Origin of the sequence: Micromonospora sp. WMMA1976, assembly GCF_027497335.1 — a bacterium.
GTDB classification, from domain to species: domain Bacteria; phylum Actinomycetota; class Actinomycetes; order Mycobacteriales; family Micromonosporaceae; genus Micromonospora; species Micromonospora aurantiaca.
In genome coordinates this window covers 2,458,706-2,481,681 of record NZ_CP114912.1, presented here as the reverse complement: position 1 = coordinate 2,481,681, position 22,976 = coordinate 2,458,706, and the positions used below count along the sequence as shown (strand labels likewise).

The following is a 22,976-nucleotide window of genomic DNA, read 5'->3' as shown; positions in this document are numbered from 1 at the left end:
CGGTCATGCTCGGCTCACAGCGGGCATGGCCGCCGCTCCGATGCGCTGACGGTCGCTGTCCGGTCAGTCGAAGTCGTTGCCGGTGAGGACCCAGGCGATGCCCTGCGCCGGGTCTTCCATCGCCAGGTGCAGGTACCAGATCTCGTCGTCGGGCTCCTGCCAGACGACGCAGTGCAGGCGTTCGACAAACGCGCTGACGCTGCCCGCCCCTGCGGCAGGGGTCACGTCAGCCATGACGGCGAGTGCCTTCCAGAGAGCCGTCCGTCCGAGCGCCTGTCCGGTCCGACGCGCGTAAGGCCCTTCACCGGTGGCCAGGTGCACCAGGCTGGGGTAGACATCGGCGAAGGGAACCTGTGATCCCTGGCGGCCCCGCAGGCCCTGCCACCGCTGGCCCCTGGGCATCCTGGCCTGGTCGGTGGCCACCACCGAGGCCGCCTCCCATGCGGTTCCGTGGAACGCGTACGCCTGGGTAGCCGGTGACAAGCGGCCGAGGAGTGCCACCGCGGCGTGCTGTGCCGGCCGTACGGTGGTCACGGGTAGCGGCTTCGGGTCGGCCAACTGGCTCGGACAGGCCCAGATGGTGCATCCCGAACTGCCGGACCGGTCGTACTCGGGGATGTCCAAGGTGCTGTACCAGTTGGCGGCTTCCCACGGCAGAAGGCACAGCGGGGCATCGAGCAGCTGTGGATCGAGGTCGGCGGCCGCACGGAGATCCTCGCCGTGCAGCACGCGAGTGTGGGCTGTCAGATGCCGCGTGCGTGGGTCGGCCAGATGGGGGGTCAGTTCTCGCCACGTGTGGTTTTGGGCTACCACCTCCCACAGGGGCCCCGGGGAGCCCTTGTCATCGCCGGGAAACAGTTCGGCTGCGGCGGCGGCGATCCCGGCCGGCGCTTCCAATGCCACGACGTGCGCCGTCTCCCGCCGCTGGTCGACCGGCCCCGCCTCGACTGTGGCAGCGAACCTCAGCAGGTCGTGCCAGCGTCCAGCGTCGGCAAGCAGGTCGAGGTCGCCGTAGGAGACACCAGGTGAGGTCACCTCGTCATTCTGCCGCTCTGCGTGCCGCCACCCGCGGGGGCGGTGGTCGGCGGAAACGGCCTCGGGCCGGCCCCCGCCCTCGTACCGTCGGGACATGACTCCGCCTCACGTCCTGACCCTCGGGGTGGAAGAGGAGTTCCTGCTGCTGGACCCGGCCACCGGCGAGAGCATGCCGGTCGCCGACCGGGTACGCGGCGCGCTCTCCGGCACCGCCCGCGAGCAGAGCCGGCAGGAGTTCCGGCACAGCATGGTCGAGATGGTGACGCCGGTCAGCCCCGATCTCGGAGAGCTGCGGGAGCACCTGGTCACGCTGCGCCGGGCGGCCGCGCGGGCGGCCGACGCGGCCGGGGCGCAGCTGGTCGCCGTCGGCGCCACCCCGGTCTGCGAGGCCCACCGCACGGTGCCCGACGAGCAGCGCTACCACGACATGTCCCGCCGGTTCGGCCCGGTGGCCCACGACCCGGCGGTCTGCGGCTGCCACGTCCACGTCGGCGTCCCGGACCGGGAACTCGCCGTGCAGGTCTGCAACCACCTGCGCCAGTGGCTGCCGGTGGTGCAGGCGCTCACCACCAACTCGCCGCTGCACGACGGGCGGGACACCGGCCACGCGAGCTGGCGCTCGATGCAGCTGGAACGGTGGCCGAGCATCGGACCGACACCGCACTTCGACTCCGCCGCCGACTACGACGCCACGGTGGCGGACCTGATCACCGCCGGGATCATGCTCGACGCCGCGATGGTCTACTGGTACGCCCGCCCGTCCGCGTCGTACCCGACGGTGGAGGTCCGGGTCGGCGACGTGTGTCCCACCGTCGACGACACGGTGCTGGTCGCCGGGCTGGTCCGGGCGCTCGTGGCCACCCTGATCGACGACGTCCGCGCCGGCGTACCCGCACCCCGCATCCGGGACTGCCTGGTCGCCGCCGCGCACTGGCGGGCCGCCCACGACGGCGTCGACGGCGAGCTGGTCGACCTGCGCACCGGGCGGCCCCGGCCCGCCTGGGACCTCGTCGACGACCTGTTCGTCACCGTCACGCCCGCGCTGACCCGCCACGGCGACCTGGACCTGGTCCGGCGCGAGCTGGACCGGGTGCGCCGGGACGGCACCGGCGCCACCCGGCAGCGTCAGGTCATGGCTGACACCGGCGGCGACATCCGCGTGGTGCTCGCGCACCTGGCCGCGCAGACCGTCTCGACGTGAGTCGATGACCTCCCCGGACCGGACCGGCGACCGGTCAGCGCAACCCGGCGAACAGGTCGTCCTCGGGGGTGGCGGCGCCGGTGGTGTCCCGCACCCGCACGAACGTCTCCATGCCCATCAGCTCGGTGAACCGCTCCTGCCCCAGCCGCAGGAAGAAGATGTTCTCCGCCTGGCTGGCGTGCGCGGCGAGCGAGGCGAACTTCTGCCCGCCGTATCCGCTGGTGTCGACCCAGGTGGTGATCTCGTCGTCCGGCAGGCCCAGCGCCGGCATCTCGTCGGTCGCCTCCGGCTCGGGGAACTCCACCCCGATCTCCCGCATGACGGTGCCGAACTGCTGGAACGCGCTGCGCGGCACGGTGGTCCAGTAGACCTTGGCCGGGATAGCGGTCTGCTCGACGGCGGCCATCGTGATGCGGTGGGCCTGGATGTGGTCCGGGTGGCCGTAGAAGCCGTTCTCGTCGTAGGTGACCACCACGTCGGGGCGGTAGCGCCGGATCAGCTCGGCCAGCCGGTCGGCCGCCTCGGACACCGGCGTGTTCCAGAACGCGCCGGGCGCGTCGTTCGTCGCCCAGCCCATCATCCCGGAGTCGCCGTAGCCGAGCGTCTCCAGGTGGGTGACCTTCAGCGCCTCGCAGCTCACGGCCAGCTCGGCGCGGCGCATCTCGACCACGGCCTTCGGGTCGTGCCCGGGGTCGCCCGGCTTGATCCCGCCGGGACCGTCGCCGCACCCCCCGTCGGTGCACGTCACGAGCACCGTGGTGACGCCCTCGGCCGCGTAGCGCGCCAGGACGCCGCCGGTGCTGGTCGCCTCGTCGTCGGGGTGCGCGTGCACCGCCATCAGGGTCAGGGATCGATCGGTCACCCCGTCACCATACGAGCATCGGCCGACGAACTAGCATTGCCCGGTCCGCAGACGGCGACGGAAGCGAGGCGCGATGGGTTGGCTCCAGCGGTTGCTCGGTGGCGGACGGGTCGAACTGGACCCCGCACGTCAGCAGGAGCTGCTGCGGGACGTCCGGCGGTCCTACGGCGCGCACGCCCGCCTCCGGTTCCCGGAGCAGGCTGACGCGATCACCCGGCTGCTGTCCGATGACGACGGTCTCGTGGTGGCCGCCGGGATCGTCTGCGAGGCCGCCGATCAGGCCCACGCCGACCTGCTGGCCCAGGCGCAGGAGGTGTTCCGGCGCACCGGGCGGCGGCTGTTGGTGCACCGCCGCAACTACCGGCCCCTGTGGAAGGAGGCCGGGCCCGCGCTGCGCTGGCCGCTCGGCGCGCTGCCCAGCGGGCTGCACCCGTACGCGCAGGTCAGCGCCGCCGTGGCGGTGGTCGGCGGGCGGGCCGACCGGCTGGACCGGGTGACCGACCCGCAGCCGTTCGTGACGCGTCTGTTCGAGGTGCTCGACCTGACCACGGCCGGCTGGGAGTTCGGCCGGGTGCGTGTGGACACCGACAGCGCGACGCTCGTGGAGCGGCTGATGGGCACCGGCGCGCGGGTGCTCGCGACGATGGACGATCCGCCCCGGCTGCCTCCCGCGGTGCGGGAGATGATGCGCCGCAACCACCGCATCGCCGTGTACGACCCGGCCGGTCCCCGCGTGGTCGGCGAGCTGAACCTGGGCGCGCGGCTGCGCGAGACGCTGCTGGCCTGACCGGCGGCACGCCCCGCCCCGGCCGGGTGGCCGCGGCGGGGCGCGTGGATGCTCAGCTGGTCGTGCAGGTGAGGTTCGCCGGCGGGTTGTTGGTGCCGCCCGCCGAGCCGATGAAGCCGAACGTGGTGGAACCGCCGGCCGGCACCGAGCCGTTGTAGTCGACGTTGCGCACCGTCACGTTCGCGCCGTTCTGGGTGTGCGTACCGCTCCAGATCTGGTTGATCACCTGACCGTTCGGGAACGTCCAGGAGACCGTCCAGCCGCGGATCGCGGTGGCGCCGGCGGTCACCGTGACCTCGGCCTGGAAGCCGCCCGACCAGGAGCCGGTGATCGCGTACGTGGCACGCGCGCCGGACGGCGCCGGCGAGCTGGTGGTAGGGGTAGGGGTCGGAGTCGGTGACGGCGTGGACGTCGGAGTCGCAGTCGGCGACGGCGTCACGCCGGGCCGGGCCGCCCGGTAGGTGTGCCCGGCACGGACGGTGAGCGCGACGACGTCGGACTCCGGCCGGGTGGTGGCGGGTGTGCTGCCGTCGGTGACGTCGGCGACTGTGAAGCTCCCGGTGAACAGGCGGGACCGCAGGCGCAGCGTGCCGTCGTGGTCGGCGCGGACGGTGATCTCGTCCGCCTGGCCGCTGCTCCAGGTCAGCGCCACCGTGTAGCCACCCCGGCCGCGCAGGCCCGCGACCTGCCCGGCGGGCCAGGCACTCGGCAGCGCGGGCAGCAGGTGCAGCTCGCCGGTGTGGCTGTGCAGCAGCATCTCGGCGATGCCGGAGGTGGCGCCGAAGTTGCCGTCGATCTGGAACGGCGGGTGCAGGTCGAACATGTTCGGCGCGAGCCGGTCGGTGCGGACCAGGTCGCGCAGGAGCTTGTGGGCGCGGGCGCCGTCCTCCAGCCGGGCCCAGAAATTGATCTTCCAGGCGAGGGACCAGCCCGTCCCGTCGTCGCCGCGCAGCTCCAGCGTCCTGCGGGCGGCCTCGTACAGCGCCGGGGTGCCGCGCCTGGTGATCTGGTTGCCGGGGTGCAGCCCGTACAGGTGGGAGACGTGCCTGTGGGTCCGCTCGGTCTCCACCCAGTCGGCCAGCCACTCCTGCACGTTGCCCCGGGAACCGACGCGGCTCGGCGGCAGCCGGTCCTTTGCGGTGCGCACCTGGGACCGGAACGTGGCGTCGACGCCGAGCACCTCGCTGGCCCGGGCCGCGGCGTCGAACAGGTCGCGCAGGATCTGGTTGTCCATCGTCGGGCCGGCGCAGACGCTGGCGTTGGCGTGGTGCGCCAGCTCCGGCGAGTTCGACGGGTTCGTCACCAGGTAGCCGAGCGTCGGGTGGGCGACCAGCGTGTCGAGGAAGAACTGGGCGGCGCCCTTGAGCGCCGGGTAGTTGGCCTGGAGGAATCCGCTGTCGCCGGTGAACAGGTAGTGGTCCCAGATGAGCGTGCTCAGCCAGGCCCCGCCGGTCTGCCACATGCCCCAGAACGCGCCGTCCACGACGGATGCGCCCCGCCAGGCGTCGGTGTTGTGGTGGGTGACCCAGCCACCGGCGCCGTACTGCGCCTGGGCGACCCGCGCGCCGGTCACGGTGAGGTCCTTGACCATGTCGAAGACCGGCAGGAAGCATTCGGACAGGTTCGTGGTGTCGGCCGGCCAGTAGTTCATCGGCAGGTTGGCGTTCACCGTGTACTTCGAGTCCCAGGACGGCGTCAGCGAGTCGTTCCAGATGCCCTGGAGGTTCGCCGGCTGGGTGCCCGGCCGCGACGAGGAGATCAGCAGGTACCGCCCGAACTGGAACAGCAGCGCGGCGAACTGCGGGTCGTTCGTGCTCGCGTGCTGCGCGATCCGTACGTCGGTGGGCTGGTCGGCGGCGGCGGTACGGCCCAGGTCGATCGTGACCCGGTTGAACAGCGCCTGGTAGTCGGTGCGGTGGCGGGAACGGAGCTGGTCGACGGAGACGCTCCGGGCGGCGTTCAGCCGGTTGCTGGCGATGCCCTGGTAGTCGCCGTTGACGGTGCGGTAGTTGACGTAGCTGGTGCCGATCGAGATCAGGACCGTCACGCTGGTGGCGCCGGACACCCGCAGCGTGCCGCCGGAGCTGCTGACCGTGCCGCCGGTGACGGCGGCGTTGGCCAGCGCGAGGAACCGCACCGAGCCGTTCACTCCCTCCATCGAGCCGGAGATGCCGTCGAGCGCGACTGTCGCGCCGTCCGGGCTGGACACGGTGGTCCGCTGCGGGCTGTCGAACGCGGCGGAGAACGTGATCGCGTTCGCCCGGTCGGCGGTCAGCCGGAGCACTATGACCTGGTCGGGCGCGCTGGCGAACACTTCCCGCTGGTGCCGCACACCATTGAGCACGTACGTGGTGGTGACGGTGGCGGTGGTCAGGTCGAGCGTCCGGTTGTACTGCGTCGCCCCGCTCGCCGAACCGAAGGCGAGCCGGAGGTCGCCGACGGTCTGGTAGGCGAGCTGCCCACCCGGGCTGCCCATCATGGTCTGGTTGATCAGGTCCTGGGCCGAGGTCCACTGGTCGGCGAAGACGCGACGCCGGATCTCGGCCAGGTTGGCCGCGCCCCTGGTGTTCGCCGAGTCGTACGGGCCGCCGGCCCAGACGGTGTCCTCGTTGAGCTGGAGCCGCTCGGTGTCGACGTTGCCGAACACCATCGCGCCGAGCCGTCCGTTGCCGATCGGCAGGGCGCGCAGCCAGTCGGTGCCGGCCGGTTCGTCGTACCAGAGTGCCAGGTCGTTCGCGGCCAGCACCTGTGGTGGCGCCGCCGAGCCGGCGCGCGCGGCGGCGCTCCAGGCGGCCGGCACCAGCGCGGCACCGGCGCCCGCCGCCGTGGCCTTGATGATGTTTCGTCGTGTCACTTCGGACATGGTTGCTCCCAACCGCGCAGTTCAGAGGGCGGGCCCGGGTGCGCGACGGTGCTGTTATCGCTAACAGACATCGCTCGCGCACCCGGACGCCGCATTCCTGCCACTACGCGCCCAGGGCTCCCGACCGGGCGACACATCAGCCAACATGGACTCTCATGGATGAAGTGACACTGCGTCAAGGGGTGTTACCGCTAACAGATCCGATCCGTGGCGCACTCGCCGGGCCGAACGGGGCGCGGGGACGGCCGGCCGGCCCACCCGGGCCACGTGCACGATCCGCTCCGGCGCCACGTCCAGCAGCGCGCCGAGCGCGTCCCGGGTGGCTGCGACGTCGACGAGCTGACTGAGCGGGTGCGCGGCCAGCCCGGCCGTGTGCAACGTCAGCCACATCCGCATCAGCACGCGTCCGAACTCGACCTGCCCGGCCGCGTCCAGACCGGGCGGCGCGACGAGCGCCAGCACCCCGCCGCCCTGCGCCAGCGGATCACCGCCCGCGGCGGCGAGCAGCCGGGGCAGCCCCAGCGGGCGCAACGCCGGGTACGCCGCCAGCGCCGCCCGCAGCCCGGTGGCCGTGGCCCGGCCCAGCCCGAGGCACCTGTCACTGAGCCCGTCGGTCCGGTAGCGCGGGCCCGACCGGTCCAGGCGCAGCCAGCGGCGCAGCTCCGCGACCACCGCCGGGTCGGCGTACACGTGCCGGTCCGCCGTGCGCAGCAGCGCGCGCAGCCGCCCGGCCGCCGGCACCGCGCGGACCGCGCCACCGGCCCGGCGGGCAACCGCGTCCACGGCCGCGACCACGTCGGCGTCCGGGCCGCCGGTGAACCGGCCCCGGTGGGTACGCCGGTCCCACACGTCGGCGGTGCGGAACGGCGTCCGGTACGGCTGCCGTGCCGGACGCAGCCGCCCCACCCGACGGTCGGACTCGTCGTGGTCGGCGGCCCAGTCCAGCCGCAGCCCCGCGTCGGCCGCGACGATCAGGCAGGTCTCCACGAACGCGCCCAGCGACAGCCGCAGGTCCCGGCCGGTCGGGTCACCCGCCGGCAGCGCGTCGGCCGGGTCCCAGCCGACGGTGATCGCCCAACGCTCGTAGCGCAGCCGCCACGGCTGGGTGTTGTGCGCGCTCGGGGCCCGCCAGCACAGCGGCTCCAGCGCGTGGAACGCGGCGAGGTCCATGCTCACCGCTCCCTGGCATAGAACGTGTAGCCGTGCAGCGGGCGTCCGCCGAGGCGCCGGTACTGGGCCGCCGACGCCGGGTTGTCCCGCCCGACGTACGTGCTGCGCAGCGCCGTGTAGCCGCCGTCGTGCAGGTTGCGGTGCAGGTGCGCGGAGAGCAACCGCTGGTAGCCGCGCCCCTGGAACTCCGGCACCACGCCCTTGACGATCAGCACCGCCTCCCGGCGGTACCGGCGGCGGGTCGCCAGCAGCCGGAACTGGTTGACCGGGTTCAGGTCGCCGCGCACAGCAACCAGGAAGTCGCTGATGTCCGGCACGCAGAGCACGAACGCCACCGGCCGCCCGTCGCGGGTCAGGTAGAGCAGCAGCGACTCGTCCAGCAGGTACGCCAGCCCGTCGGTCTGCCGCCGCAGCTGCGCCGCCGAGATCGGCGTGTAGTAGCCGAGCTGGGCGAAGGAGTCGTTGAGCATCCCGCGCAGCAGGTCGAGCTGTTCGTCGAGCCGCCGGGTGTCCCCGTGGTGCAGGTCCAGCCGCGCGCCGTCGGGCTGGACGCCCAGCGCGGGCGGCGGTCCGGTCGGTGGCGGCACCGGGCAGATCCAGGTGTCGGAGACGAACCGCCCGGTGAACCCGTTCTCCTCGTACGCGTCCGGGTAGTACGACGGGTTCCACGCGCTGTCCACGAAACCCCGGTCGGCGTACCCGGAGGTGATCACGCCGCCGGCCTGGTTGGGCAGCAGCGCCACCGGCCCGAGCAGCAGGTCCCGGCCGGGTGTGGCGTGCGTGGTGATCGCGTCGAACAGCGGCCCGGCGGCGGACGCGGTGAACTCGGTGAGCCCGAACAGCTGGCACCGGCGGCCCAGCTTCGCGTCGAGGTCCGCGTCGGTGTGCAGCGTGGTCCGCCCGGCCACGGTGCCGGTGGTGTCACGCAGCACGTACATCGGCACGCCGTCGCGCCACCAGCGGCGGATCTGCTGCCGGGGCGTCGGCACGTACCGGGGCTCGTCCGCGTACAGCCGGTCGGTGAGGGTGAGGAAGTCGCGCAGGCCGCGCCGGCCGGTGACGCGCTCGAACCGGTGGCCGGTCACCGGCGCACCGCCGGTCCGGTCGTCTCCGCGCCCAGCGGCGTGAACCGCTCGATGTGGCCCATCGCGCCGTCCTCGGCCCGCCACGCGCCGTTTGAGTAGCCGTCCGGGGAGGCGGTGTAGAGCCGGATGAACCCGGCGGTGGCGTTGCGGTTGCCGTCGGTCAGCCACATCATCAGCCTGCGGTGGTGCCGGGTCCGGGCGAAGCGCAGCAGCGCGTCCCGGTCGGTGAAGAACGCGATGGTGCCGAGCGTCAGCGGGAACTGCCAGTAGACGGTGTGCCAGCAGTAGCCGGACATCCGGCGCATGTCGCGCACCATCCGGATCCAGTCGGGGGCCAGGCGCAGCAGCACCAGCGGGTTCGCGTACCGGGTGCCGCCGATGAACATGGCGCCGGCGCGGGCCTGCGCCGGGGCGCGGGAGAAGTCACGGGTACGCATCGTTCACCTCACCAGGTAGACGTTCTTGATCTTCTGCATGCCGGCGAACGGGCCGCCGTCCGGTTCGTGCAGCTCCACCCGCAGGTCACCGGCGGTCGGGTCCTCCACCAGGGACTGCGCGAAGTCCCGCGACACCGAGGTGAGGTGCGCGCGTACCCCGTCGCGGCACGCGTCGGCGAGCGCCGCGCGGGCCGCGCTGTCCAGCGGGCGGCGCAGCTCGACGTGGATCACCGGCCGGGTCTCCAGCGCCGCGTCCTCGTGCAGGGTGAGGCAGAACCTGTTGATCTCGGCGGCGTACGGGTTGCCGGTGTAGAGGCCGTACTCGACGTCCTGCGGGTAGAGGTTCGCGCCCAGGTAGGACACGGTGGAGTCGCTGCGGCCGAACAGCAGCAGCAACGGCAGCGTCATCCGCTCCTCGGCGACCGCGGTACGGAACTCGGCGCGGCGTACCGGGTCGGCGTGGGCCAGTTCGACGATCCGCCGGTACGGCACCAGCAGCGCCTCGTCACCGACGTTGTAGCGCAGCCGGGGCTGGAGCACGTCCGGGCTCGCCACTGTGCACAGCAGTTCGCGCCGCTCGTTCGTCTCCAGGTAGGTGGCGAACGGGTTGTACTGGAACACCATCGGCAGCCGCTGCTCCCCCGCGCCGAGCAGTTCCGCCCGCAGTCCCGCGTCGGTACGCAGCCGCCGCCGCAGCCACACCGTGAACCGGGTCTCCGCGCCGATGCCGATGGTCAGGTCCGACGCCCCGTACGCCGAGCGCACCCGCACGAACCGCTCCTCCAGGTAGTCGCGCAGCGCCTCGGTCATGCCCTCGCCGCCGCAGCTGGCGAAGATCCGGTACCGCGACCACGGGAAGCCCTCGGCGTCGAGCCGGTCCCGCAGGTGCTTGAGGAACGGCGGGTACGCGGTCACCAGGTAGTCGTGGCCGGGACCGAACTCGCGCAGCGTGTCGACGATCTTCCCGAGGTCCGGGCCGGTGTTCTTCACCGTGGCGATCCGGGCCATCGCCGCGCCGGTGGTGGTGCCGGTCGCCCAGGCGCCCATCGAGTACGCGTTGATGACGAACGGGCGGCGCATCGGGAACGCCAGTCCGGTGTAGCCGGCGATGTCGCGGTGCACCGCCCGCAGCTCCCGCTCGCCGCGGGGCCAGTTGAAGGGCCGCCCGGACGATCCGGCCGACTCGTCGACCACCACGCCGCGCTCCGGCATCCGCCCGTTCCGGCACCGGGCCGAGGCGTCGTACGCCATGACGTACCCGCGCTTGTCGGTCTCCGGGAAGTCCCGCAGCCGGCGGCGCAGGCCGCCCGGGCGGGCCCGCAGGAACGCCTGGTAGGCGGGCACCCGCCGGGCCGCCCGCACGCAGGTCGACCGCGCGTTCGCGGCGGCGAGGCGGTCGAGGACCGGGTGGTGGCGCCGGGCCAGCCAGCGCCAGCCGGCGGGGTGGTGGGCGACGAGCCGGGCCAGCGCGGCGACCGCGCGGCCGGCGGGGGCCAGCGCGGCCTCGGCGGGCAACGGCGTGTCGACGGTACGTGCAGCGGCGTGTCGGTGCAGCGTCTCGGCCATGAGAAGCATCCTGTCGACGCCGCGACGCGGACACATGAGCGACGGGACGGTACTGCGCTGAGTACCCGTACCCAGCCGGCCGACCGCCGTGAGCGGACGCAGGAATCATGAAAAGACGGACTTAAGGGGCAATGACCTGGCACCTTTACCGCTGTGAGCGTCGAGGCCTTCCGGCTCCGACCAGCCACAACGGGGGAAGAGGAAGATGGTTCACAAGGGATGGTGGCGACCTGCGTCGGCGCTGGCGGTGCTCGCCGTGCTGGCGTCGTCGTCGACGTTCGCGGTGGTGGTCTCGCCCCCGCCCGCCTCGGCCACCGTTCCCGGCCAGCCAGGAGTGCCCCAGCCCGGCACTCCCATCTTCACCGAGGACTTCTCCAACGAGAGCGCGGTCGACGCGCCGATCCGCATCGGTTCCTACACCGGATCACCCGGTTCGGTGTACGTGCCGGGGCCGGGAGGCAGCGGCGCGGACAGCGAGACGTACACGGCGGACCCGGCGTGGAGCCCCGGCGCCGGAGCCTGCAACGGCTGGATCATGCGGCAGACGTCACCGCTCCCGCCCAACGGCGGCGACCCGCCCGTGACCGACAACGACCAGTGCGCCCGCAGCCGCGCCTGGACCACGATCGGCCAGATGGTCCACGACATGGGGGTCTTCCAGGGCCAGAATGACGAGGAGGCGACGACGAACCAGGCCCTCACCGAGTTCTCCAACGGGATCGGCGGAGTGCAGGCCGCCGGCTACCAGTTCGACACCGACAGCAACACCATCCCGGCGGTCGGCGGCCACTTCTACGCCGTCTCGGCGATCTTCGCGGAGACGAACTGCCAGGTCCCGGGTACCGCGCGGGCCAGCGAGCGGTTCGAGCTGATGCTCAACGAGGTGCCGACGGTCCTCGCCGAGGGTCTCAACCCCTGCACGGATCCCAGCGCGGTGGTGATCAACGGCACCTACATCGCGAAGCTCCAGTCCACGGCGATCCAACTCCCGGTCGACGACACCCCGACGCTGGGCCTGCGTCTCTACAACGCCACCGCCACGGGCGTCGGCAACGACGTGGCGTTCGACCTCCCCCAGATCGTCGACGTGACCCCGCAACTGGACAAGGCGTTCGGCCCGGCCACCATCGGGCAGGGGCAGACGTCCACCCTGACGTTCACCGTCACCAACACCGACGACCTGCAGGCCAAGAACGGGATGAGCTTCACCGACGAGCTTCCCGCAGGCGTGACCGCGACCGGGGTGAACAACACCACCTGCTCGGACGCCACGGTGACCGCGGCAGCCGGCGCGACCTCCGTGGTCTTCGACGGCGACATCGGCCTGGGCGTCGCGTCCTGCACCGTCTCCGTCGAGGTGACCGCGGACGTGGTCGGCTCGTACACGAACACCGGATGCGCCGGGCCGGACGGCACGCCGATCCCCGGCTGTGAGAGCAACTTCCCGACGATCCTCGGGATCAACCCGCCCGGCTCCGCCACGCTCCAGGTCATCCCCACCGTCGACCTGGCCGTGACGAAGACGGCGAGCCCGAACCCGTACGTGCCGGGCGCACCGCTGACGTACACCGTCACGGTCACCAACGGCGGGCCGTCCGACGCCGTCGGCGCCACCGTCACCGATCCCCTGCCGGCGCCCGGGTTCACCTGGACCTGCGCGGCGTCCACCGGCAGCACGTGCACCGCCTCCGGCACCGGGGACATCAGCGACACCGTGACCGTGCTCGCGGGCGGGACGCTCACGTACACGGTCAGCGGGACCGTGCCGTCGAGCACCACCGGCGACCTCACGAACACCGCGACGGTCACCCCACCCGACGGGGTCTCCGACCCCGGCTGCACGCCCACCTGCACCGCGACGGTGGTGACCCCGGCGGCACCCGCCGTCGACCTGGCCGTCACCAAGACGGCAACCCCTGACCCGTACGTGCCGGGGGCGTCGCTGACGTACACGGTCACCGTCACCAACGGCGGGCCGTCCGACGCCGTCGGCGCCACAGTCACGGACACGCTCCCGCTGCCCGGCTTCACCTGGACCTGCGCGGCGTCCACCGGCAGCACGTGCACCGCCTCCGGCAGCGGGGAACTCGCCGACACCGTCACCGTGCTCGCCGGCGGCACGCTCACCTACACGATCAGCGGGACCGTACCCGCAGGCACCACCGGCGACCTCACCAACACCACCACCGTGACCCCGCCCGAGGGTGTCTCCGATCCCGGCTGCACGCCGAACTGCACGGCGACGGTCGTGACCCCGGGCCGGCCGACCGTCGACCTGGCGGTGACCAAGGCGGCGGCACCCAGCCCGTACGTGCCGGGTACTCCCCTGACCTACACGGTCACCGTCACCAACGGCGGCCCGTCCGACGCCGTGGGCGTCACAGTCACCGACCCGCTGCCGCTGCCCGGCTTCACCTGGACGTGTGCGGCGTCCACCGGCAGCACCTGCACCACCTCCGGCACCGGCAACATCGCCGACACGGTGACCGTCCTCGCGGGCGGCACGCTCACCTACACGATCACCGGAACCGTGCCCGCCGACACCACCGGAGACCTCACGAACACCACCACAGTCACACCACCCGAAGGCGCCACCGACCCGGGCTGCACCCCGAGCTGCTCGGCCACAGTCGTCGTCGCCGGGCCGGTGCAGCCCACCCCGACACCGCCGACACCGGAACCGCCCACACCGAAGCCGCCCAAGCCGGGGCCGCACAAGCCGATCCCGCCGTTGCCGGTGACCGGCAGTGGCACGGCGGTCATCACCTCGATCGGGCTCGCCGCCGTGGCCCTCGGCGTACTCCTGGTCGCCGGTCTGGTCCTGACCCGGCGCTCGCGCCGACACCCCTGACCACCACCTGCGGTCATTACCGTCAGTCACCATCGCGACACATGCCTAGCCCGGCGCCCGGAGCCGGGTGGAGACTCCGCCGCATGGAGAACGTGGAGCGTGAGCGCACGAATGAGCGCTTCGAGAAGGTGGCCGAGGAGACCTCGGAGACCGTGACCCACGCGGCCACGGTGCTGGAGGAGGAACTCGCGGCGGGGCTGGCCGGCGCCCGGCGGCTCGAGGAGAAGCTGACCGAGAGCCGGCGCGTGGACCCGGAGGCGTTCGACGAACTCGTCGCCCGGGTCCGCACCGACGGGCACGCCCTGATCGACACCGTGGTCGGGCAACTGAAGATGGCCGACGACCAGCGCGGCGAGGTGATCCGGCGGTACACGTCGGACGCGCACGACGCGCTGGACACCGTACTCAATCTGGCGCGGCTGGCGCCCGAGGTGGCAAACGGCCTCGCGGACCGGCTGGCGTCGCCGGCCCCGAAGCGGCCGACGGACCGGTAGCCGCGCGATGGCGCCGCCCACCGGGGTGGCCGGCGGGCACGTGGAACGGATGCTGGAGCGCTATCGCGGGCTCGCCCTCGGCGCGCTGCTCGACGACGTGCCCGACGGCGGCCCGCGCTACCTCTACGACCTGGTCGCGGAGTATCCGCGCCGGTGGGGCAAGGGGCTGCGCGCCGCGCTGTGCCTGGCCACGTGCCGGGCGTTCGGCGGCGGCGACGCGGTGGGCCTCAACGCCGCAGTGACGGTGGAGCTGTTTCACAACGCCTTCCTCATCCACGACGACATCCAGGATTCCAGCGAGCAGCGACGCGGCGGGCGGACGCTGCACGCCGAGTACGGCGTGGGCGTGGCGCTGAACGTCGGCAACATGACGAACCTGCTGGCGTTGCGGCGGCTGGCGGCGAACCGGGCGGCCCTCGGCTCCGGGATCGCCTGGCGGCTGTTCACCGAGACCGAGCTGATGATGCGCCACTCGCTGGAGGGGCAGGCCATCGAGATCGGCTGGATCCGCGACAACGTGTGCGACCTCGACGCCGACGACTACTACCGGATGTGCCTGAAGAAGACGTCCTGGTACACGTGCATCTACCCGTGCCGCACCGGCGTCCTCGTGGCGACCGGCCGGGAGAACGCCGTCGACGTGCTCGACCGCTACGGCTGGTATCTGGGCGCGGCGTTCCAGATCCAGGACGACGCGCTCAACCTCACCGGCGACTACGCCCGGTACGGCAAGGAGATCGCCGGTGACCTGTGGGAGGGCAAACGCACGCTGATCCTGATCGACTTCATGCGGCGGTGCACACCGGAGGAACGCGAACGGCTCGTGCGGCTGCTGAGCCGTACCCGCGCGGAGCGCACCGACGCCGAGGTGCGCTGGCTGCACGGGCGACTGCTCGCGTACGACTGTGTGGAGTCGGCGCGGCGCAGCGCCCGGGACCTCGCGCTGGCCGCCCGCCGCGAGGGTGAGCGGGCGCTCGGCGCCGCCGCCGACAGCGAGGACGGCCGTTTCCTGCTGGAGCTGACCGACTACGTGGTGGAACGCGCGCGTTAGGCGCCCAGGATCGCGCGCAGCCAGGTGAGCTGTTCGCGCTGGTGTGCCGCCTCGCCGCCCTCGTGGTCGTTGAACTCGTACACCCGCACGTCCTTGTCGCCGCCGTAGCGGTGGTAGGCGGCGAAGCAGGTCGACGGCGGGCAGACCTGGTCCCGCAGCGCGATCGAGAACAGCGCCGGCGCTGTCGCGCGCGGCGCGAGCACGGCGGCGTCCAGGTAGGACAGCGTGCGGAACACCCGGTCGGCGCGGTCGCGGTGCAGCGCGAGGTACTCGACGACCTCGGCGTACGGGCTGTCCGGGCCGGCGACGCGCACGCCCCGGCGGATGTCGCAGAGGAACGGCACGTCCGGCATGACCGCCACGACGTCCGGGCACAGCGCTGCGGCGGCCAGGGCCAGGCCGCCGCCCTGGCTGAAGCCGGTCACCGCTACCCGGGCGGGGTCGACGGCCGGGTGCCGCCGGGCCGCCTCGGCGAAGCGCACCGCGTCGGTGATCAGCCGCCGGTAGTAGTGCTCGGCCGGGTCGTCGACGCCCCGGGTGAGGAAGCCGGGCACGGTGCCGGCCGGGTAGGGGTGCGGGTCGGGCGTGCCGCCGGTGGCGGCGCTCCAGCCTTGGCCCCGGCTGTCCATGATCAGGTGCGCGAACCCCGCCGCGGCCCAGAACAGCTTCTCGTGCGCCAGGCCGCGGCCCCGGCCGTAGCCGAGGTACTCGACCACGCAGGGCAGCGGCCCGTCGGCACCGGCCGGCAGGTGCAGCCATCCGCGTACCGGCTCACCGCCGAAACCGGGGATCGTGGCGGCGTACGTCCGGATCTGGGTCAGCCCGGTGTCGACCGGCTCGTAGACCGCACGCTCCGGGTCGCCGCCGCCGAGCGTGCGCGCCCAGAACGCGTCCAGGTCCGCCGGCACGTGAAGCTCCGGCCGGTACGCCAGACAGCCGGCCAGGTCGAGGTCGGTCAGCGGCACGACGCGGCCTCCCGCACGGCCGAGGCGAACCAGCCGGTGATCGTGCTCGGGTGGGTGATGGCAGTGCCCACCACGACCGTCCACGCGCCCGCCCGCAGCGCCTGCGCGGCCTGCTCCGGGGTGTGGATGCGTCCCTCGGCGACCACCGGGACCTCGATCGCGGCGGCGAGCCGGGCGACCAGGTCCAGGTCCGGCCCGTCGCCCTTCGTGGTGTACGCGGTGTAGCCAGCGAGCGTGGTACCGACCAGGTCGGCGCCGGCAGCGGCGGCGGCCACGCCCTCGTCGAAGGTGGAGCAGTCGGCCATCACGAGCGCGCCGGTGCGCTCGTGCACGGCGGCGATCGTCTCGGCGAGCGTACGGCCGTCGGGCCGGGGCCGGGACGTGCCGTCGAGCGCGACGACGTGCGCCCCGGCGTCGGCGACGGCGAGCGCGTGTTCGAGGGTCGGGGTGATGAAGATGTCGTCGTCGCCGTCCTTCCAGAGCCCGATCAGCGGCAGGTCCACCGCCGCGCGGATCGCCGCGATGTCCGCCAGCCCCTGGGCGCGGATGCCGGCGGCGCCGCCGCGTGCGGTGGCGAGCGCGACCCGGCGCATGGTGTCCGGGTCGCGCATCGGCTCACCCGGGTACGCCTGGCAGGAGACCACCAGGCGGTCACGGAGCTGGTCGACGAGCGCGTTCATGAGACCTTCCAGGCGAGCGAGGCGGCGCCGAGCAGTGGCGCGTCGGGTCCGAGGGTGGAGGCGAGGACCGGCACTGCGGCCAGGGCGGGCAGTGTCTCGGCGGGCACCGCGTCGCGCAGCGCCCGCCACCACGGCTCGCCGAGACCGGTGACGCCGCCGCCGATCACCACGGCGGCGGGGTCGAGCACGTTGACCAGGCCGCCGACGGCGGAACCGACAGCCGCGCCGCCCAGCCGGACGACATCCCGGGCCGTCTCGTCGCCGTCCGCGGCGAGCGCGGCGACGGCCCGCAGGTCGGCCACCGCCCGGCCGGTACGCCGGACGTACTCGGCGGTGAGCGCGGGCCCGGCGGCGATCGCCTCCAGGTGCCCGCGCCCGCCGCAGGTGCAGGCGAGCGTTCCGGCGTACGCCGACGGCTGGTGCCCGGCGTGCCCGGCCGCGCTGTGCGCACCGGTGAGCACGGTGTCGCCGAGGACGAACGACGCGCCGACGCCGGTGCCCACGGCGACGTAGAGCACCGTGTCGTAGCCGGCCGCGACGCCGTGACGCGCCTCGCCCAGCGCGTGGGCGTGCACGTCGTTGATCACGGTGACCGGTACGCCCAGGCGCCGGCTCAGGTCGCCACGCAGGTCCGTGCCGGTCCACCCGGTCAGCACGTCGGTGGCGGACAGCACCAGGCCGGAGCCGCTGTCGATGACTCCGGCGCTACCGACGCCGAGCGCCCGTACGACGCCCGGCGCGTCCGCCCGCAGCTTCTCCACCAGGCCGGCCGCGGTGTCGAGCACCGCGGCAGCACCGGAGCGACCAGGTGTCGGCGCGGTGCGCCGGCCCACGACCTCTCCGGCGGCGGTGACCAGGGCGGCGGTGGTCTTGGTGCCGCCGATGTCGAGCGCGGCGACCAGACCGGTGGTGCTCACGTCGGGCATGGTCAGAGCAGCCCGGCCAGTTCCAGCTGGGTACGCACGCGGCCCGTCTCGGCCGCGTCCAGCGGCCGCAGCGGCAGCGACACCGCGTTGCCGGCGATGACGCCGAGCAGGGACAGTGCGGTCTTGAACGCGCCGACGCCCCGGGTGGCGCCCGCCGAGGTGGCCGGGTCGGCCGCGTCGACGATGCGGAACAGCCGGGTCAGGCGGTCCTGCTCCCGGCGGGCCGCGGTCCAGTCGCCCGCCACGCAGGCGCGGTGCAGCCGCACGTACCCGGCCGGGTCCACGTTGCCCAGTCCGGGCACCGAGCCGGAGCCACCGGCGAGCATCATCGCGTCGACCACCACCTCGTGGCCGGTGAGCAGGCTGAAGTCGCGCTCCGGCGCGTGCTCGGCGACGGCCAGCGCGAGCTGGCGGAACGCGACGTCGTCGCCGCTGGAGTCCTTGACGCCCGCCAGCACGCCGTCGGCGGCGAGCCGGGTCAGCAGGTCGACGGAGAGCTTGCTGTGCACGCAGACCGGGATGTCGTACGCCAGCAGCGGAAGCTCGACCGCCGCGGCGACGGCCCGGAAGTGCCGCTCGATCTCGTGCGGGCCGACGATGGCGTAGAACGGCGCGGTCACGACCAGGCCGTCCGCGCCCAGCCGGGTGGACGCCTCGGCGCGCTCCACGACCCGGCGGGTGGTGGGTTCGATACAGCCGGCGATGACCGGCACGGCGCCGCCGGCGGTCTTCACGATGGTCTCCAGGGCCAGGTCCCGCTGCCGGTCGGTGAGGAAGACCGTCTCGCCGGAGCTGCCGAGGGCGAAGATGCCGTCGACGCCGGCGTCGAGCAGCCACTCGACCAGCCGTTCCAGCGAGTGGACGTCGACCTCGCCCTCATCGGTCAGGGGGGTCACGGCCGGCGGCACGACTCCGGCGAACCGCGGGGCTGGGGTGGTCACAGGTTCTCCTCGACAGACTCAGATGTGGTGCGGCCGGTCGCCGAGGTGGCGAGCGCGACCAGTTCGGTGTTCGCGGTTCCGGCGGGCACCGGGTGGTGGCAGCGGAACTCGTGGCCCTCACCCTCGGCGGGGCGCGGCGCCGGCATGTCCACGGCGCAGCCGTCGGTGGCGGCCCAGCAGCGGGTCCGGAACGGGCAGCCGCTCGGCGGCCGGGTGGCCGACGGGACCGGACCGACCAGCGGGATGGGCTCGATCGGTGACAGCAGGCCCGGCGTGGCCGAGAACAAGGCCCTGGTGTACGGGTGCCGGCCGCCCTCGGGCAGCAGGGCGGCGGGCGTCTGCTCGACGATGCGGCCCAGGTACATGGTGACGACCCGGTCGCTGACCCGCTTGACGGTCTGGATGTCGTGCGACACCAGCACCATCGCCAGCCCGAGCCGGTCCTTGAGGTCCAGCAGCAGGTTGAGGATCTGGGCCCGGACCGACACGTCGAGCGCGCTCGTCGGCTCGTCGGCGATGACCAGTCCCGGTTCCAGGGCCAGCGCGCGGGCGATGGACACCCGCTGGCGCTGCCCGCCGGAGAGCTGGCTGGGCAGCACGTCGGCGACCGAGCGGGGCAGGCCCACCAGGGCCATCAGCTCGGTCACCCGCTGCTCGCGCTGCTGCCGGGTGCCCCGGCGGTGCACGTCGAGCGGGTCGCGCAGGATGTCGCGTACCGGCATGCGGCGGTTCAGCGAGGTGGCCGGGTCCTGGAAGATCATGCCGACGCCCGCGCCGATGTGCTCGCGCCGCTCGGCCGTGCTCATCGACCACACGTCCTTGCCGGCGAACGACACCGTGCCGGCGGTCGGTCGTTGCAGGCCGACGAGCACCTTTGCCAGCGTCGACTTGCCGCAGCCGGACTCGCCCACGATGCCGACCGTCTCGCCGGCCCGGATGACCAGGTCGGCGCCGGTGAGCGCGTAGACCTTCTCCCGGCTGAACATGCCGCCGCCGCGCGCGGCGTGCACCACGTGCACGTCGCTCAGCTCGGCGATCGGCCGGTGCTCGGCGGTGGCGCTCATCGGGCCGGCTCCTTCTCGCTGACGGTGACGGCGGGGTGGTGGCAGGCGTACCCGTGGCCGTCCGTGCCCTCCAGGGCGGGCGCGGTGCCCCGGCAGATCTCGGTCGCCATCGGGCAGCGGTCGGAGAACCGGCAGCCCTTCGGGAAGTCGGCCGGTGACGGCACCACGCCGCGGATCTGGGTGAGCCGTTCCGCGCCGGTCTCCAGGGACAGGACGGAACCGAGCAGGCCGCGGGCGTAGTGGTGGGCGGGCGCCTCCATCACGTCGGCGGTCACGCCGGTCTCCACGATCTGGCCGCCGTACATCACCACGACCCGGTCGCAGACGTCGCTGACCAGGGCGAGGTCGTGGCTGACCAGGATGAGGGCGAAGCCGAGCCGCTCGCGCAGGTCCAGCAGCAGCTTCATCACCTGGGCCTGCACCGTGACGTCGAGCGCGGTGGTCGGCTCGTCCGCGATGATCAGCTTCGGATCGCGGGACAGCGCCATGGCGATCACCACGCGCTGCCGCTGCCCGCCGGACAGCTCGTGCGGGTACGCGGCGAGCGTGCGCTGCGGGTCCAGCCCGACCAGCCGCATGAGCTCCTCGGCCGAGCGGGTGCCGCCGCGGCGGATCATCTGGGCGAGCTGGGCGCCGACGCGCAGCGCCGGGTTCAGCGCCGACAGCGCGTCCTGGTAGACCATGGCGATCTCGCGCCCCATCAGGGCACGGCGGCCCTTGGCGTTCAGCTTCAGCAGGTTCGTGTCCTGGAAGCGGATCTCGCCACGTACCCGGGCGCCCTGCGGCAGCAGGCCCATCACCGCCAGGACGCTGAGCGACTTGCCCGAGCCGGACTCCCCCACCAGGCCGACGACCTCGCCGGGGCGGACGTCGAAGGAGAGCCCGTCGACGATGTCCACGCCGCGGTGGCGGCCCTCGAAGCCGATGGACAGGTCGCTGACCTGAAGGACCGGCTTGCCCTGCGGCAGCGGGCGGGCGCGTTCGCGCAGCCGCCGCGCCGCCTCGGCGAGGCCCGGCAGCTCGACCACCTCGCCGGTGCCGGGCTTCGCCTGCTCCAGCGCGTCGCCGCTGGTGGTGGACGTGGCACGGCGCGCGGCCGGGGCGGCCCACGCGTCGGACATGCCCTCGGAGAGCACGTTGAGCGCCAGCACGGTGAGCAGGATCAGCAGGCCGGGGAAGAACGTGGCCCACCAGCCGCCGATCTGCACCATCTCCTTGCCGAACGCGATCACCGAGCCCCACGAGGAGGCCGCCTCCTGCGGGGCGAGGCCGCCGCCGATGAAGGACAGCGACGCCTCGAAGACGATCGCGTCGGCCACCATGACGGTGACGAAGACCAGGATCGGGGCGGCGCAGTTGCGCAGGACGTGCCGCCAGAGGATGTGCGGCCGCCGGGCGCCGATGATCCGCTCGGCGGCCACGTAGTCCTCGCCGTACTGGGACAGCACGTTGGCGCGGACGATGCGCGCGACCGACGGGGTGAACACGAAGCCGATCGCGATGACGAGGACCAGCAGGCTGTTCTTGCCGAACGAGATGATCAGCAGCGCGGAGAGCACGATCGTGGGGAAGGCCATCACCACGTCGAGGCAGCGCATGATGATCTCGTCGACGACGGTCCGGCTACTGCCGGCGATCGCGCCGAGGATCGCGCCGAGCACCAGCGCGATGCCGGCCGCGCCGAACCCGACGATCAGGGAGCGCCGGGTGCCGGCGACCAGCCGGGAGAAGACGTCCCGGCCGAGCTTGTCCAGACCGAACCAGAAGTCACCGTTCGGGCCGGTCAGCGCCGGTCCGAGCCCGGTCTGGGTGGGGTCGTGACGCAGCAGCAGCGGGGCGAGCACGCCGACGACGACGATGAGCGCGACGAAGCCGAGCGCGAACCGGGCCGCGAGACCGAGCCGGGCGAAGGCCATGCCGGGGCGGGACAGCCGCGTGGTGAGGGACCGGCGCATCAGTGGCCTCCGCGCAGTCGGGGGTTGGCGAAGAGGTAGAGGATGTCGACGACCAGGTTCACCAGGACGAAGCACAGCGCGATGGTCAGCACGGTGCCCTGGGCCAGCGCGGTGTCGTTCTGCTGGACGGCGCTCATGATCTGGGTGCCCATGCCGGGCAGCGAGAAGATCGCCTCGATGACGACGGTGCCGCCGATCAGGTAGCCGATCCGCAGGCCGAGCGCGGTGAGCGGGTTGACCAGCGCGTTGCGCAGCACGTTGCGGCCGATCACCACGCGCGGCGGCAGTCCGGCGCCGATCGCGGTGCGGACGTAGTCCTTGTCGAGTTCCTCGACCATCGACGTCCGGACGATCCGGGCCAGCGAGCAGCCGACCGGTACGGCAAGCGCCAGCGCGGGCATGGCCAGCGACTGCAACCACAGACCGACCGAGTCGGCGGGGTTGACGTAGCCGCCGGTCGGGAAGATCGGCCGGCGGACCGAGAACTCCTGGATGAACAGCAGGGCCAGCCAGAACGAGGGCGTGGCGATGCCGGCCATGGAGACGATCCGGATGACCTGGTCGGGCCAGCGGTCCCGGTACAGGGCGGCCGGGATGCCGAGCGCCAGCGCGATGACGAGCGCGCCGACGACGCCGAGCGCGGTGAGCTGGATGGTCAGCGGCAGCGCCATGGCGATCTTCTCGGCGACCGGGACCGACGGCGGGAACGTCATGCCGAGGTCGCCGCGGACGAGGTCGCCGAGGAAGTGCAGGTAGCGCAGCGGCAGCGGGTCGTTCAGGCCGTTGGCGGCGCGGAACGCCTCGACCTGCGCCGGCGTGGCCTGGTCACCGAGGACTGACAACGCCGGGTCGATCGGGGAGAACTGCATGATCACGAAGACGAAGAGCGTGATGCCCAGCACCAGGGGGATCAGCGTCAGGAATCGTCGTGCGACCAGGTTCAGGACGGTCAGCATGGATTCTCTTTCTCGTGGCGGGGCGCCGGGACGCCCCGCCCGGCCGCACGGGTCACGTGGGGCCGGGCGGGACGCCTGCGGGGCCGG

The 22,976-nt window shown here is 73.0% G+C and carries 19 protein-coding genes; 5 read left to right on the top strand and 14 right to left on the bottom strand.

From position 1 onward, the window contains the following. Window positions 1-63 precede the first annotated feature (63 nt). Window positions 64-1,035: a hypothetical protein gene (locus tag O7546_RS11425; RefSeq protein ID WP_194800031.1), complete on the bottom strand. Its 972-nt coding sequence runs from the start codon at window positions 1,033-1,035 to the stop codon at window positions 64-66. Between the two features lie 94 nt (window positions 1,036-1,129). On the opposite strand from O7546_RS11425, the gene O7546_RS11420 reads away from it, so the two are divergent. Further along, a complete protein-coding gene (locus O7546_RS11420; RefSeq protein WP_194800030.1) occupies window positions 1,130-2,236 on the top strand; it encodes a glutamate--cysteine ligase in 1,107 nt (368 codons plus the stop codon). Between the two features lie 34 nt (window positions 2,237-2,270). Here O7546_RS11420 and O7546_RS11415 read toward each other — a convergent pair whose 3' ends face one another. Beyond that, on the bottom strand, window positions 2,271-3,098 hold the full coding sequence (locus tag O7546_RS11415; protein ID WP_194800029.1) for a PIG-L family deacetylase: 828 nt from the start codon (window positions 3,096-3,098) through the stop codon (window positions 2,271-2,273). 73 nt (window positions 3,099-3,171) lie between these two features. Between O7546_RS11415 and O7546_RS11410 the strand changes: the two genes are divergently transcribed. Next, complete coding sequence (locus tag O7546_RS11410) at window positions 3,172-3,885, top strand: hypothetical protein (protein ID WP_194800028.1); 714 nt, start codon at window positions 3,172-3,174, stop codon at window positions 3,883-3,885. Between the two features lie 52 nt (window positions 3,886-3,937). Here O7546_RS11410 and O7546_RS11405 read toward each other — a convergent pair whose 3' ends face one another. The 5 genes from O7546_RS11405 to O7546_RS11385 form a co-directional block, all read right to left on the bottom strand. Beyond that, window positions 3,938-6,748, bottom strand: coding sequence for a glycoside hydrolase N-terminal domain-containing protein (locus tag O7546_RS11405; RefSeq protein ID WP_281600891.1), 2,811 nt, complete (start codon window positions 6,746-6,748; stop codon window positions 3,938-3,940). A 153-nt stretch (window positions 6,749-6,901) separates the two neighbouring features. Continuing rightward, window positions 6,902-7,918: a nitroreductase gene (locus tag O7546_RS11400; protein WP_194800026.1), complete on the bottom strand. Its 1,017-nt coding sequence runs from the start codon at window positions 7,916-7,918 to the stop codon at window positions 6,902-6,904. A gap of 2 nt (window positions 7,919-7,920) precedes the next feature. Then, window positions 7,921-9,003: a hypothetical protein gene (locus O7546_RS11395; protein WP_281600890.1), complete on the bottom strand. Its 1,083-nt coding sequence runs from the start codon at window positions 9,001-9,003 to the stop codon at window positions 7,921-7,923. Next, a complete protein-coding gene (locus tag O7546_RS11390) occupies window positions 9,000-9,440 on the bottom strand; it encodes a DUF4188 domain-containing protein (protein ID WP_104114793.1) in 441 nt (146 codons plus the stop codon). The genes O7546_RS11395 and O7546_RS11390 overlap by 4 nt, the downstream gene beginning before the upstream one ends. Before the next feature lie 3 nt (window positions 9,441-9,443). Further along, window positions 9,444-11,006, bottom strand: coding sequence for a phenylacetate--CoA ligase family protein (locus tag O7546_RS11385; RefSeq protein WP_281600889.1), 1,563 nt, complete (start codon window positions 11,004-11,006; stop codon window positions 9,444-9,446). Between the two features lie 205 nt (window positions 11,007-11,211). Here O7546_RS11385 and O7546_RS11380 point away from each other — a divergent pair, with 205 nt between their 5' ends. From O7546_RS11380 to O7546_RS11370, 3 genes are all read left to right on the top strand, one after another. Then, window positions 11,212-13,857: a DUF11 domain-containing protein gene (locus O7546_RS11380; protein ID WP_281600888.1), complete on the top strand. Its 2,646-nt coding sequence runs from the start codon at window positions 11,212-11,214 to the stop codon at window positions 13,855-13,857. Between the two features lie 83 nt (window positions 13,858-13,940). Then, on the top strand, window positions 13,941-14,351 hold the full coding sequence (locus O7546_RS11375; protein WP_013477142.1) for a hypothetical protein: 411 nt from the start codon (window positions 13,941-13,943) through the stop codon (window positions 14,349-14,351). 7 nt (window positions 14,352-14,358) lie between these two features. Further along, on the top strand, window positions 14,359-15,402 hold the full coding sequence (locus tag O7546_RS11370) for a polyprenyl synthetase family protein (RefSeq protein WP_194800022.1): 1,044 nt from the start codon (window positions 14,359-14,361) through the stop codon (window positions 15,400-15,402). Here the strand turns inward: O7546_RS11370 and O7546_RS11365 are convergent. From O7546_RS11365 to O7546_RS11335, 7 genes are read right to left on the bottom strand one after another with little or no spacing between them, the layout of a single operon-like run. Then, on the bottom strand, window positions 15,399-16,367 hold the full coding sequence (locus tag O7546_RS11365; RefSeq protein WP_281600887.1) for an acetylxylan esterase: 969 nt from the start codon (window positions 16,365-16,367) through the stop codon (window positions 15,399-15,401). The two genes, O7546_RS11370 and O7546_RS11365, sit on opposite strands and share 4 nt — an antisense overlap. Next, window positions 16,358-17,047, bottom strand: coding sequence for an N-acetylmannosamine-6-phosphate 2-epimerase (locus tag O7546_RS11360; protein ID WP_194800020.1), 690 nt, complete (start codon window positions 17,045-17,047; stop codon window positions 16,358-16,360). Before O7546_RS11360 ends, O7546_RS11365 begins: the two co-directional genes overlap by 10 nt. Continuing rightward, entirely contained in the window at window positions 17,044-17,973 is a 930-nt protein-coding gene (locus tag O7546_RS11355) for an ROK family protein (RefSeq protein ID WP_194800019.1), read from the bottom strand. Before O7546_RS11355 ends, O7546_RS11360 begins: the two co-directional genes overlap by 4 nt. 2 nt (window positions 17,974-17,975) lie before the next feature. Further along, the gene (locus O7546_RS11350) at window positions 17,976-18,914 is read right to left on the bottom strand and encodes a dihydrodipicolinate synthase family protein (protein WP_194800018.1); all 939 of its coding nucleotides are present in this window, start codon (window positions 18,912-18,914) and stop codon (window positions 17,976-17,978) included. Further along, on the bottom strand, window positions 18,911-19,978 hold the full coding sequence (locus O7546_RS11345) for an ABC transporter ATP-binding protein (protein ID WP_194800017.1): 1,068 nt from the start codon (window positions 19,976-19,978) through the stop codon (window positions 18,911-18,913). Before O7546_RS11345 ends, O7546_RS11350 begins: the two co-directional genes overlap by 4 nt. Beyond that, window positions 19,975-21,933 (bottom strand): dipeptide/oligopeptide/nickel ABC transporter permease/ATP-binding protein, encoded by a 1,959-nt coding sequence (locus O7546_RS11340; protein ID WP_194800016.1) that lies wholly within the window; start codon window positions 21,931-21,933, stop codon window positions 19,975-19,977. The genes O7546_RS11345 and O7546_RS11340 overlap by 4 nt, the downstream gene beginning before the upstream one ends. Further along, window positions 21,933-22,889: an ABC transporter permease gene (locus tag O7546_RS11335; RefSeq protein ID WP_013285836.1), complete on the bottom strand. Its 957-nt coding sequence runs from the start codon at window positions 22,887-22,889 to the stop codon at window positions 21,933-21,935. The genes O7546_RS11340 and O7546_RS11335 overlap by 1 nt, the downstream gene beginning before the upstream one ends. Window positions 22,890-22,976 lie beyond the last annotated feature (87 nt).

Bases quoted from the DNA above. Each gene is read 5' to 3' on its own strand.
- O7546_RS11420 (WP_194800030.1), top strand. From the start codon at position 1,130: ATGACTCCGCCTCACGTCCTGACCCTCGGGGTGGAAGAGGAGTTCCTG.
- O7546_RS11410 (WP_194800028.1), top strand. From the start codon at position 3,172: ATGGGTTGGCTCCAGCGGTTGCTCGGTGGCGGACGGGTCGAACTGGAC.
- O7546_RS11405 (WP_281600891.1), bottom strand. From the start codon at position 6,748: ATGTCCGAAGTGACACGACGAAACATCATCAAGGCCACGGCGGCGGGC.
- O7546_RS11400 (WP_194800026.1), bottom strand. From the start codon at position 7,918: ATGGACCTCGCCGCGTTCCACGCGCTGGAGCCGCTGTGCTGGCGGGCC.
- O7546_RS11390 (WP_104114793.1), bottom strand. From the start codon at position 9,440: ATGCGTACCCGTGACTTCTCCCGCGCCCCGGCGCAGGCCCGCGCCGGC.
- O7546_RS11385 (WP_281600889.1), bottom strand. From the start codon at position 11,006: ATGGCCGAGACGCTGCACCGACACGCCGCTGCACGTACCGTCGACACG.
- O7546_RS11380 (WP_281600888.1), top strand. From the start codon at position 11,212: ATGGTTCACAAGGGATGGTGGCGACCTGCGTCGGCGCTGGCGGTGCTC.
- O7546_RS11375 (WP_013477142.1), top strand. From the start codon at position 13,941: ATGGAGAACGTGGAGCGTGAGCGCACGAATGAGCGCTTCGAGAAGGTG.
- O7546_RS11370 (WP_194800022.1), top strand. From the start codon at position 14,359: ATGGCGCCGCCCACCGGGGTGGCCGGCGGGCACGTGGAACGGATGCTG.
- O7546_RS11360 (WP_194800020.1), bottom strand. From the start codon at position 17,047: ATGAACGCGCTCGTCGACCAGCTCCGTGACCGCCTGGTGGTCTCCTGC.
- O7546_RS11355 (WP_194800019.1), bottom strand. From the start codon at position 17,973: ATGCCCGACGTGAGCACCACCGGTCTGGTCGCCGCGCTCGACATCGGC.
- O7546_RS11345 (WP_194800017.1), bottom strand. From the start codon at position 19,978: ATGAGCGCCACCGCCGAGCACCGGCCGATCGCCGAGCTGAGCGACGTG.
- O7546_RS11340 (WP_194800016.1), bottom strand. From the start codon at position 21,933: ATGCGCCGGTCCCTCACCACGCGGCTGTCCCGCCCCGGCATGGCCTTC.
- O7546_RS11335 (WP_013285836.1), bottom strand. From the start codon at position 22,889: ATGCTGACCGTCCTGAACCTGGTCGCACGACGATTCCTGACGCTGATC.